Source organism: Mycobacterium helveticum, from assembly GCF_007714205.1.
In the GTDB taxonomy this organism is placed as follows: Bacteria; Actinomycetota; Actinomycetes; order Mycobacteriales; family Mycobacteriaceae; genus Mycobacterium; species Mycobacterium helveticum.
On record NZ_VMQU01000157.1, the window covers coordinates 1 to 10,563 of the forward strand.

13 protein-coding genes are annotated in these 10,563 nt (G+C 66.6%); 8 read left to right on the top strand and 5 right to left on the bottom strand.

Annotated elements, in window-relative coordinates; translation table 11 throughout:
* The 8 genes from FPZ47_RS24290 to FPZ47_RS24325 all read left to right on the top strand — a co-directional run.
* Positions 1-783, top strand: a 783-nt coding sequence (locus tag FPZ47_RS24290) for a hypothetical protein (protein WP_246859896.1), incomplete at its 5' end; no start/stop codon positions are given.
* 34 nt (positions 784-817) lie between these two features.
* Positions 818-1,660 carry a sugar phosphate isomerase/epimerase family protein gene (locus FPZ47_RS24295; RefSeq protein WP_144956254.1) on the top strand — a complete coding sequence of 281 codons (843 nt, stop codon included), beginning with the start codon at positions 818-820 and terminating at the stop codon, positions 1,658-1,660.
* Positions 1,661-1,674: 14 nt separating this feature from the next.
* A complete protein-coding gene (locus FPZ47_RS24300; RefSeq protein WP_144956251.1) occupies positions 1,675-2,517 on the top strand; it encodes a thioesterase family protein in 843 nt (280 codons plus the stop codon).
* 27 nt (positions 2,518-2,544) lie between these two features.
* Positions 2,545-3,420, top strand: a complete 876-nt coding sequence (gene proC, locus FPZ47_RS24305; RefSeq protein WP_210419991.1) for a pyrroline-5-carboxylate reductase — start codon at positions 2,545-2,547, stop codon at positions 3,418-3,420.
* Between the two features lie 140 nt (positions 3,421-3,560).
* The gene (locus FPZ47_RS24310; RefSeq protein ID WP_144956245.1) at positions 3,561-3,815 is read left to right on the top strand and encodes a cell division/environmental response transcriptional regulator; all 255 of its coding nucleotides are present in this window, start codon (positions 3,561-3,563) and stop codon (positions 3,813-3,815) included.
* 148 nt (positions 3,816-3,963) lie between these two features.
* A complete protein-coding gene (locus tag FPZ47_RS24315) occupies positions 3,964-4,065 on the top strand; it encodes a 30S ribosomal protein bS22 (RefSeq protein WP_003402602.1) in 102 nt (33 codons plus the stop codon).
* An 88-nt stretch (positions 4,066-4,153) separates the two neighbouring features.
* Positions 4,154-5,269, top strand: a complete 1,116-nt coding sequence (locus FPZ47_RS24320; RefSeq protein ID WP_144956257.1) for an SDR family oxidoreductase — start codon at positions 4,154-4,156, stop codon at positions 5,267-5,269.
* 5 nt (positions 5,270-5,274) lie between these two features.
* Positions 5,275-6,345, top strand: coding sequence for a lysophospholipid acyltransferase family protein (locus tag FPZ47_RS24325; protein WP_144956242.1), 1,071 nt, complete (start codon positions 5,275-5,277; stop codon positions 6,343-6,345).
* 80 nt (positions 6,346-6,425) lie between these two features.
* Here FPZ47_RS24325 and FPZ47_RS24330 read toward each other — a convergent pair whose 3' ends face one another.
* The 5 genes from FPZ47_RS24330 to FPZ47_RS24350 form a co-directional block, all read right to left on the bottom strand.
* Positions 6,426-7,340 carry a cyclopropane mycolic acid synthase family methyltransferase gene (locus tag FPZ47_RS24330; protein ID WP_144956239.1) on the bottom strand — a complete coding sequence of 305 codons (915 nt, stop codon included), beginning with the start codon at positions 7,338-7,340 and terminating at the stop codon, positions 6,426-6,428.
* A gap of 10 nt (positions 7,341-7,350) precedes the next feature.
* On the bottom strand, positions 7,351-7,863 hold the full coding sequence (locus FPZ47_RS24335) for an FAS1-like dehydratase domain-containing protein (RefSeq protein WP_144956236.1): 513 nt from the start codon (positions 7,861-7,863) through the stop codon (positions 7,351-7,353).
* 44 nt (positions 7,864-7,907) lie between these two features.
* Positions 7,908-8,819, bottom strand: coding sequence for an HAD family hydrolase (locus FPZ47_RS24340; protein WP_144956233.1), 912 nt, complete (start codon positions 8,817-8,819; stop codon positions 7,908-7,910).
* Positions 8,820-8,880: 61 nt separating this feature from the next.
* Complete coding sequence (locus FPZ47_RS24345) at positions 8,881-9,165, bottom strand: transposase family protein (protein WP_144956231.1); 285 nt, start codon at positions 9,163-9,165, stop codon at positions 8,881-8,883.
* Between the two features lie 257 nt (positions 9,166-9,422).
* A complete protein-coding gene (locus FPZ47_RS24350) occupies positions 9,423-10,181 on the bottom strand; it encodes an SseB family protein (RefSeq protein ID WP_168209554.1) in 759 nt (252 codons plus the stop codon).
* Positions 10,182-10,563 lie beyond the last annotated feature (382 nt).

Sequence of the window (10,563 nt, forward strand, 5' to 3'; positions counted from 1 at the left end):
GCCCCCGAAGCCCCCGAAGCCCCCGAGTCGCGCGAAGCGGTGGCGGCGTCCGCGCGAGAACGCGACGTCGCCACCGAAGACCAGCGCAGGACGGCCTACTGGTCGGAGCCCGAGCCGCGCTGGCCCAAGTCACCGCCGCAGCCCGCGCGCGTCTCGGGGCCCGAGCGCAGCGCCTACCCGCGGCCCGCGCGCCAGGCCGACGAACCCGACGCCGGCCAGCAATCCGGGGCCGAGGAGATGAGTCCCGACCCGGTCGACGATTACGCCGGCATGCCCGTCGACGTCATGGATTCCGAGGTGCGCGACGCCGAACTGGCCGACGAAGACTCCGCGTTCGTGCGCTCCTACCTGCACGATTCGACCCTGTTCGGGGGGCAGACGCTCGCCGACGAGCTCGCCCGGCAGCGCCGCGGGACCGACGCGACCCAAAGCGGCGAAGAGCGCGACACCGAATTCGCCGACGTCGCCGTCGAGGCGCGCCCGGACGAGGCCGGGACGGTGGGCGGGCCCGGCAGGCTCGAGGCGCTGTGGCGCGCCAGCGTGGTCGTCGTGCAGTCGATCCTGGCGGTCGCGTTCGGGGCCGGGCTGTTCATCGCCTTCGATCAGCTGTGGCGGTGGAACAGCATCGTCGCGCTGGTGCTGTCGGTCCTGGTCATCCTCGGGCTGGTGGTCGGCGTCCGCGTGGTTCGCAAAACCGAGGACATCGCGAGCACGCTGATCGCGGTCGCGGTGGGGGCGCTGATCACGCTGGGGCCGCTGGCGCTGTCGTTGCAGTCGGGCTAGGCACCAGCGGACCTACGCAGGAACCACACGGACAGTGCGCCCAGCGATCAAAGTCGGTCTGTCGACGGCCTCGGTGTACCCCTTGCGGGCCGAGGCCGCGTTCGAGTACGCGGCCAGGCTCGGCTACGACGGGGTCGAGCTGATGGTGTGGAGCGAGTCGGTCAGCCAGGACATCGACGCCGTCCGGAAGCTTTCCCGGCGCTACCGCGTGCCGGTGCTGTCCGTGCACGCGCCCTGCCTGTTGATCTCCCAACGGGTGTGGGGCGCCAACCCGATCCCCAAGCTGGGGCGCAGCGTGCGGGCCGCCGAGCAGCTGGGCGCCCAGACCGTCGTCGTGCATCCGCCGTTCCGGTGGCAGCGGCGCTACGCCGAGGGATTCAGCGACCAGGTCGCGGAGCTGGAGGCGTCGAGCGACGTGCTGATCGCCGTCGAGAACATGTTCCCGTTCCGGGCGGACCGTTTCTTCGGGGCCGGTCAGTCCCTCGAGCGGATGCGCAGGCGCGGCGGCGGCCCGGGACCCGCGATCTCGGCGTTCGCGCCCTCCTACGACCCGCTGGACGGCAACCATGCGCATTACACGCTGGACCTGTCCCACACGGCCACCGCCGGCACCGATGCGCTGGAGATGGCGCAGCGGATGGGCGCGGGGCTGGTTCACCTGCACCTGTGTGACGGCAACGGGTTGCCCGCCGACGAGCACCTGGTCCCCGGTCGCGGCAGCCAACCCACCGCCGAGGTGTGCCAGATGCTGGCCGCCGGCCATTTCGCCGGCCACGTGGTGCTGGAGGTCTCCACGTCGTCGGCGCGCTCGGCCAACGAGCGCGAAAGCCTGCTCGCGGAATCGTTGCAGTTCGCCCGCACCCACCTGTTGCGCTGAAACCCCAGGAGATCATGAACGCGCTTTTCACCACCGCAATGACGCTGCGGGAGACCGGTCCCGGCGTATTCGAAGGCGAGCTGGACAAGCGCTGGACGATCGGCCCCAAGGTGCACGGCGGCGCGATGCTGGCGCTGTGCGCCAACGCCGCCCGCACCGCCTGCGGGGCACCGGAACCCGGGGGCGACGCGGTGCCGCAGCCGGTTTCGGTGTCCGCGAGCTTCCTGTGGGCGCCCGATCCGGGGGAGATGCGACTGGTCACGTCGATTCGCAAGCGGGGCCGCCGGATCAGCGTCGTCGACGTCGAGCTCACACAGGGCCAACGCACCGCCGTGCACGCGGTGGTCAACCTCGGCGAGCCGGAGCACTACGCCCCGGGCGGCGGTGCCGCGCCGCTGCTGTCGGCCAATCCGGTCGCCGACCTCATGGCGCCCGAGCCCCCCGACGACATCGCGCCCATCGGCCCCGGCCACCCGCTGGCCGGCCTGGTGCACCTGGGCGAGGGCTGCGACGTACGGCCGCTGCTCTCGACGATGCGGCCCAGCACCGACGGGCGCCCGCCGGTGATCCAGATGTGGGCACGCCCCCGCGGAGTGGCCCCGGACGCGCTGTTCGCGCTCATGTGCGGGGACCTCTCGGCGCCGGTGACCTTCGCCGTGCACCGCACCGGCTGGGCGCCGACCATCCAGCTCACCGCGTTCCTGCGCAGCCTCCCCGCCGATGGCTGGCTGCGAATCATCGCCACCTGCACCGAGATCGGACAGGACTGGTTCGACGAGGACCACGTCGTCGTCGACAGCCTGGGTCGGCTGGTGGTGCAGGCGCGGCAGCTGGCGCTGGTCCCTGCCGCCGGCTAGGACCCGGTGTCTGCGATGCTGTCCGGCATGGCAAGGATCGCGATCATCGGGGGCGGCAGCATCGGCGAGGCATTGCTGGCGGGTTTGCTGCGGGCCGGCCGGCAGGTCAAAGACCTGGTGGTGGCCGAGCGGATACCGGAACGGGCCACATACCTCGCGGACAACTACTCGGTGCTGATCACCTCGGTGACCGAGGCGGTGGAGCACGCGGCCTTCGTCGTCGTCGCGGTCAAGCCCGCCGATGTCGAGTCGCTGATGGGGGAGCTGGCCCGGGTGGTCGCCGCGGCCGACAACGACACCGCCGACCAGGTGTTCGTCACCGTCGCGGCGGGGATCACCGTCACCTACTTCGAATCCAAGCTGCCGGCCGGGACGCCGGTGGTGCGGGCGATGCCGAACGCCGCTGCCCTGGTGGGCGCGGGGGTCACCGCGCTGGCCAAAGGCCGGTTCGTCACCCCGGCGCAGCTCGAGGAGGTCTCCGGGCTGTTCGAAGCCGTGGGTGGGGTGCTGACCGTTGCCGAATCCCACATGGACGCCGTGACCGCGCTGTCCGGCTCGGGGCCGGCGTATTTCATGTTGATGGTCGAGGCGCTGGTGGACGCCGGTGTGGCGGCTGGCCTGACCCGCGACGTGGCCACCGAGCTGACCGCGCAGACGATGGCCGGGTCCACGGCCATGCTGCGCGAAGCCCTGGACCAGGACCGGCGCCCGGGTGCGGGAGAGGGACTCGGCAAGCGGGTGGACGCCTCGGCGGCGCAGCTGCGGGCGACGGTCACGTCGCCCGGCGGTACGACCGCGGCTGCGCTGCGCGAACTGGAGCGGGGCGGGCTGCGGGCCATCGTCGACGCGGCCGTCCAGGCCGCGAAAACGCGCTCTGAACAGCTAAGAATTACATCGGAATAATTCGGCTTTTTTGAATTGATTGTCCCCCACCAGTACCAGTAACCCCATCAGTCCCGCTATTCTCCTCCTTGTATGCACGCGTGGGTGCCAGCGGAGGGGAAGCCACTGGCATTGCGCGTGCCTGACACGATTGGGTTGCGATGACGTCTACGAACGGGCCATCTGCGCGAGATTCCGCCGGCAAGGCGCGGGACGCGAGTTCCGCCGATGGCCAGGCCAGGACACAGTTTCTCACCGTCGCGGAGGTGGCCGCGCTGATGCGAGTCTCCAAGATGACGGTGTACCGCCTCGTGCACAACGGCGAGTTGCCCGCGGTGCGCGTCGGGCGGTCCTTCCGGGTGCACGCCAAGGCCGTCCACGACATGCTGGAGACGTCGTACTTCGACGCCGGCTGAGCCGACACCCGCGCGCCGCCGACGCGCGGCCCGGTACCGCCCGCACGCCGGGCGGTCCCGGTTTGGTGTTCGCAGCGGGCGGCCGGGTAAAGTGGCAAGGTCTTTTCAAGTCCTTCACCAACCGGTCACGGGTCAGATAGCGGAGTTCATGGGTTCAGTAATCAAGAAGCGGCGCAAGCGCATGTCGAAGAAAAAACACCGCAAGCTGCTGCGTCGTACCCGGGTGCAGCGCAGAAAACTCGGTAAGTAACCCCCCGCTGCGCAGGTCGCCCCGGTGCCGGCCGTCACGCGGCCGTAACGTCTCCGTCCCGTTTCGCCGCTAGGCTGTCCGGGTGGATTTGACGAGCGGGGACGGTCCCGGCGGCGCCGCGGAGGGGACCGTGCACTATCCGAAGGTGGTGCTGGTCACCGGGGCGTGCCGGTTTCTGGGCGGCTACCTGACGGCACGGCTCGCGCAGAACCCGCTGATCAACAGCGTCATCGCGGTGGACGCGATCGCCCCCAGCAAGGACATGCTGCGCCGGATGGGACGCGCGGAGTTCGTGCGCGCCGACATTCGAAATCCCTTCATCGCCAAGGTGATTCGCAACGGCGATGTCGACACGGTGGTGCACGCCGCGGCGGCCTCCTACGCGCCGCGGTCCGGGGGCAGCGCCGCGTTGAAGGAACTCAATGTGATGGGCGCGATGCAACTGTTCGCAGCCTGCCAGAAGGCGCCCTCGGTACGCCGGGTGGTGGTGAAGTCCACCTCCGAGGTGTACGGGTCCAGCCCGCACGACCCGGTGATGTTCACCGAGGACAGCAGCAGCCGCCGGCCGTTTCGCGCCGGTTTCGCCAAGGACAGCCTCGACATCGAGGGCTACGCGCGCGGCCTGGGGCGGCGCCGTCCCGACGTCGCGGTGACGATTCTGCGGCTGGCCAACATGATCGGCCCGGCGATGGACACCACGCTGTCGCGGTACCTGGCCGGGCCGTTGGTGCCCACGATGTTCGGCCGCGACGCGCGCCTGCAGTTGCTGCACGAGCAGGATGCACTGGGCGCGCTGGAGCGCGCGGCGATGGCCGGCAAGGCCGGCACGTTCAACATCGGCGCCGAGGGCATCATCATGCTGTCCCAGGCGATCCGGCGGGCCGGGCGGATCCCGCTGCCGGTGCCCGGCTTCGGCGTGTGGGCCCTGGATTCGCTGAGACGGGCCAACCGCTACACCGAGATCTCGCGCGATCAGTTCGACTACCTGAGTTACGGCCGCGTCATGGACACCACCAGGATGCGCACCGAACTCGGCTTCCAGCCCAAATGGACCACCGCCGAGGCGTTCGACGACTACGTGCGCGGCCGCGGGCTGACTCCCATAATCGACCCCCATCGGGTACGCTCCTGGGAGGGTCGCGCCGTTGCCTCAGCGCAGCGCTGGGGAGGCCGAAATCCAATTTCGTGGGGTGGGGTCAGGTAGATATCGTGGCGGGTGACAGCAGAGCGAATGTGATTCCGCTGCACACAAATCGGGGCCGGGCGGCGGCACGCCGCAGAGCCGATCAGCGGGCCGAATCCGCGCGTCAGCATCCCTCGTTGCTGTCGGATCCGCGCGGCCGGGCCTCGGCCGAAGAGATGGCCGCCGTGGTCCGCGAAATCGACGAGCACCGCCGCGGCGCCGGCGCGGCCGCGGGGACGGGCGAGCCGCCGCTCAACGACCTCGCGCAGCGGGTGGCCGCGGTGACCGGCTTCCTCCGGCAGCGGCTGACGGGCGACTACACCGTCGACGAGTTCGGCTTCGATCCGCATTTCAACGACGCGGTCGTCCGCCCTTTGCTGCGGTTCTTCTTCCGGTCGTGGTTCCGTGTGGAGGTCAGCGGTATCGAGCACCTGCCCAGCGAGGGCGCCGCGCTGGTGGTGGCCAATCACGCCGGGGTGTTGCCCTTCGACGGGCTGATGCTGTCGGTGGCGGTGCACGACGAACACGCGGCCCATCGGGACCTGCGGCTGTTGGCCGCCGACATGGTGTTCGACCTGCCCGTGGTCGGCGCGGCGGCCCGCAAGGCCGGCCACACCATGGCGTGCACGACGGACGCGCAGCGGCTGCTGGCGGCGGGCGAGCTCACCGCGGTGTTCCCGGAGGGCTACAAGGGGCTGGGCAAGCGCTTCGAGGACCGTTATCGGCTGCAGCGGTTCGGCCGTGGGGGGTTCGTGACGGCGGCGCTGCGCACGAAGGCGCCGATCATTCCGTGCTCCATCGTCGGTTCCGAAGAGATCTACCCGATGCTGGCCGACGTGAAGCTGCTGGCGCGGCTGTTCGGGCTGCCCTATTTTCCGATCACCCCGCTGTTCCCGTTGGCCGGCCCGGCGGGCCTGGTGCCGCTGCCGTCCAAGTGGCGCATCGCGTTCGGCGAGCCGATCCACACCACCGACTACGCCGCCTCCGACGCCGAGGACCCCATGGTCACGTTCGAGCTGACCGACCAGGTGCGCGAGACCATCCAGCAGACGCTGTACCGACTGCTCGCCGGCCGGCGCAACATCTTCCTCGGCTGACACATCCCGGCCCGCTGAGAAGCCCTCCGAGAACGCAGCGCCCCGGTGCCTGACGACACCGGGGCGCTTTGCGTGCAGGACTATTTGACCAGCGTGAACTGGCAGACGTTGGTGTACCCGTCGCGGAACAGGTCCGAGCAACCCCGCAGGTACTTGAGGTAGATGTCGTAGGTTTCCTGCCCCTTCAGGGCGATCGCCTCGTCCCTGTGCGCCTCGAGCGCATCGCCCCAGGCGGTCAACGTAGGGACGTAGTTCTTGCCGATGAAGTGGTGACGCTCGATCGTGAAACCCGCGTCAGTCGCGTACTTGTCGACCAGGTCGACCTGGGGCAACTTTCCGCCCGGGTAGATCTCCTTCAAAATGAAGCTGATGAACCGCAGCAGGGTCATGTTCACCTTCAGGCCCATCGCCTTGCCTTCTTCGGCGGAGGGCACCACGATCGAGTGCAGCAGCATGCGGCCGTCGTCGGGCAGCAAGTCGTAGTACTTCTTGAAGAAGGTGGCATACCGTTCGTACCCGGCGTCACCTGCCCCGTCGGCAAAATGCTCGAACGCGCCCAGCGACACGATGCGGTCGATCGGTACGTCCCCGGGGAATTCCTCCCAGCCCTGGATCCGCACTTCTTTGCGGCGAGGGCTGTCCATCTTGTCGAACTCAGCTACACAGTGGGAATGCTGGTTCTCGCTCAGCGTCAGGCCGATGACGTTGACGTCGTACTCGGCCACCGCGTGGCGCATGGTGGATCCCCAGCCGCTTCCGATGTCGAGCAGGGTCATGCCGGGCTCGAGGTTCAGCTTGTCCAGCGCCAGCTTGCGCTTGGCGTACTGGGCCTCTTCCAGCGTCATGTTCGGACGCTCTTCCCAGTAGCCGCAGCTGTAGGTCATCGACGGGTCGAGCCAGAGCTTGAAGAACTCGTTCGACTTGTCGTAATGAGATCGAACCGCCTGAACCGGCGGCTTCAGCTGGGTGCTGCCCGTTTCCCCCTGCGACGTCATGGAATCGACCCTACTTTCCCGCTGATATGGATGCTACTGCGGCGAAGGTTTCTTCAGTGCCGGCGTCCTGGTGTGCGGCTTCGCCCAACATCGTGACGATGCTGGTCACTATGGGGTCGCCGTCCGCATCTGTCACCTCGCTGCGGATTTCTACAATCACCGTACCGTGCGACTCGATGACCGAGTCAAGATACGTGTCGAAATACAGTCTGTCGTGGGCGACTATCGGCCGGTGAAACTTGAACTTCTGGTCGCGGTGGATGACCCGGGCGATGTTGATCGGGATGTTGAACTTGGTGAAGATCTCCAGCTGCACGCGCCGGCCCGCGACGGCCAGGAACGTCAGCGGGGCCACCACCGCGGGATAACCGGCCGCCTTGGCGTCGGCCTCGCTGAAGTGCGACGGGTGCTCGTCTTTGATCGCGAGCGCGAACTCCCGGATCTTCTCGCGGCCGACCTCGAAGTAATCGGGTGCCCGGTAGTGGCTGCCGATCAGGTCCTGGGCTCCTTCGGTAATTGTCATGTCGGCCGCTTTCCGCTCGAAGACGTGTTCAGCGGCGCAGCTTATCAGCGCGGCTGGCGTCGTGACGCCAGTGCCGCCAGCGCGCCCCCGGCCGCACCCAGCGCCAGGGCCGACGGGACACCGATCCGGGCGGCCTTGCGGGCGGTGCGGAAGTCGCGGATTTCCCAGCCCCTTTCACGGGCCAGGCTGCGCAGCCGGGCATCAGGGTTGACCGCGACCGCGGTGCCCACCAGCGAGAGCATGGGGACGTCGTTGTAGCTGTCGGAGTAGGCGGTGCAGCGTTTGAGGTTCAGCCCCTCCCGGATCGCCAGCGACCGCACCGCGTGCGCCTTGCCGGTGCCGTGCAGGATCTCGCCGACCAGCCTGCCGGTGAACACCCCGTCGACCGACTCGGCGACGGTGCCCAGCGCGCCCGTCAGCCCGAGCCGGCGCGCGATGGTGGCCGCGAGCTCGTAAGGCGTGGCGGTGATCAGCCACACCTGCTGGCCGGCGTCGAGATGCATCTGCGTGAGCTCGCGGGTGCCGGTCCAGATCTTGTCGACGATGATCTCGTCGTAGATCTCCTCGCCCAGGTCGACGAGTTCCTGAACGGGCCTGCCCTCGATGAACGTGAGCGCCTTGCTGCGGCCGGCGGCGACGTCGTTGCTGTTCTCCTTGCCCAGGAGCTGGAACTTGGCCTGGGCATAGATGAATCCGAGCACGTCGCGGTACGTGAAGTAGTCGCGCGCGGCCAGCCCGCGGCCGAAGTGCACCGCCGACGAGCCCTGCACCAGCGTGTTGTCGACGTCGAAGAATGCGGCGGCGGTCAGGTCGACCGGCGGCTGGGCGGGGACCTCGCCGGCCTCGGCGGCCGCCCGCAGGCCCTCGAGCGCCCGCGCGGCGCTGGCCTCGGCGGCCAGCGTTTCCAGGTCAACGGGACCTGGACGGTCCGCGCTGCACGACTCGGCGGAAGCCATCGCTGCACCTCCTCCATGCTGTGGCGACCGGTGGCTCGTGGTCGGCCGGCCGGTATCAACCCTATCCGGCGCCTCTCCGGGACGGGATTACGTGCCTGGCCTGGGGTGGTGGTTCGATCTCGGCGATGACGCGCGAAATCGACGGCTGCGTCGTCTCGAACTGTGCCGCGACGAATTCCTCGGTGACGTTCGCCTTGAAATACATAAGCGTCGCTTCGAGGGCTTCCGAAAATTCTAGGCAGCGTGGCCGGCCCTTTCCGTTGTACCACACGAACCGTTCCGAAATGAGTCGATAGAGTTCGTCGAATTGCTCTTCCGTCAATCCTGTCGTACTCTTGGTGCGCAATGGTCGCTCCCGAGTGAGAAATACCTTGGAAATGTACTTCTCAATTCTCGAGCAGCGGCCATTGATTTTAGCTTAGCGACACGCGTGTTTCGCAAATGCACTCACCCAACTTTTGAATAAGCCTCCTTGTTGATGCCGTCATCGATCATCCGGAAAGCCCCTCGCTCGCGGCGCCCTAATGGCGGTAGGCATCAGAATCCGGAAACGCACGCCGCTGATACCAGTACTTCTCCGGCGAGCGTATTTGCCTGCAGATGTCAGTCGCCCTCCCCGAGGCCCAATGCCGCTCGGTCGAACACCACCCAGTCGTCCGCTTCATTTACGATTTGAATACCGCTGATCTGAGTGGCAGCTTTGACCATTTCTTTGAGTGCTTCCCATTGCATCCCTCCATATCTGATCGCGGGACGCGATCGGGTGGTATACCCACGTAACACACGCGGCAGGTGGTCAATGGCGAACGTCTTCATGATTGGTTGGCCGTCTTCGCTCTGTGCGTTCGCTAACTCCATAAATATCTCGCGACGTCGGAGCTTGGACGCGATCGATGGGAGTAAATTCTCTTGCGGTGTGCGGACGGCACGGGTAATGAGCTCCTCAAGCGGGTCGCCGGTATTGCCTAACAGCTCGGTGGAGCTGTTGGTAGTCATCATTCTTGGTCGCTGGCCGCGGAGGGTTTCGGTGATCTGTTGCTTGTTCATTGCAACCCATTTTGAGGCGCGATTGGACAAGATTACCCAGTCGAGATCTGGCATTTCCAACGCGGCTGCAAGGGCATCTTCGAACGCGCCACCTGCGAACTTTTCTGGCAAATCCGGGTGATCTTTCGATGTGTACAGCATCATGGCGTGCTTGCCGTCGGGAAGCCGGAGCAGGGGAGTTGCGTTGAGCTCCTTTCCTTCGTGCAGAACAGTCGTTCGCGGGAAAAATAGTTCGACACCCCTAAGCGCCGAGAAAAGCTGCTGAGTTGCTTCCGGCGACTTCTGCTCGGCGGCAATATCGATCAGTGCTTCCACACTAAAGGCATCCGGTGGAGTCAAGGTCGAGACCTCTCGTAAGGCGTGAATTTGTCATTAAGTCTATCGTATATTCCTGTTAGATGGTAAGTCTTCCCGGAAGGGTTGAACGGATCGTATGTGCACACCGCAAGGTCAATGTCTCCCATGTCTTCGTGTATCAGCGCGCTGATCAATGTCGACTTCGCCACTGTTAGCGGTGAACCCAAAATGTTCAAGCCGTCGGGAGGATGAATAGTATAGTTCGGTATTGCTTCTCCGGCGTAAAATGTCTTGGAATAAACTCCGGATGTGTCGCCACCGGTCTCAGGACTCCCGACATAGTGGGATCGTTTATGTAGTGTCGTGACCTTTAACGCTGTATTTGATCTTGAGGTCGGTG

Coding starts and splice junctions, on each gene's coding strand:
- FPZ47_RS24300 (WP_144956251.1), top strand. CDS start 1,675: ATGAACGCGCTTTTCACCACCGCAATGACGCTGCGGGAGACCGGTCCC.
- proC (WP_210419991.1), top strand. CDS start 2,545: ATGGCAAGGATCGCGATCATCGGGGGCGGCAGCATCGGCGAGGCATTG.
- FPZ47_RS24310 (WP_144956245.1), top strand. CDS start 3,561: ATGACGTCTACGAACGGGCCATCTGCGCGAGATTCCGCCGGCAAGGCG.
- FPZ47_RS24315 (WP_003402602.1), top strand. CDS start 3,964: ATGGGTTCAGTAATCAAGAAGCGGCGCAAGCGCATGTCGAAGAAAAAA.
- FPZ47_RS24330 (WP_144956239.1), bottom strand. CDS start 7,340: ATGACGTCGCAGGGGGAAACGGGCAGCACCCAGCTGAAGCCGCCGGTT.
- FPZ47_RS24335 (WP_144956236.1), bottom strand. CDS start 7,863: ATGACAATTACCGAAGGAGCCCAGGACCTGATCGGCAGCCACTACCGG.
- FPZ47_RS24340 (WP_144956233.1), bottom strand. CDS start 8,819: ATGGCTTCCGCCGAGTCGTGCAGCGCGGACCGTCCAGGTCCCGTTGAC.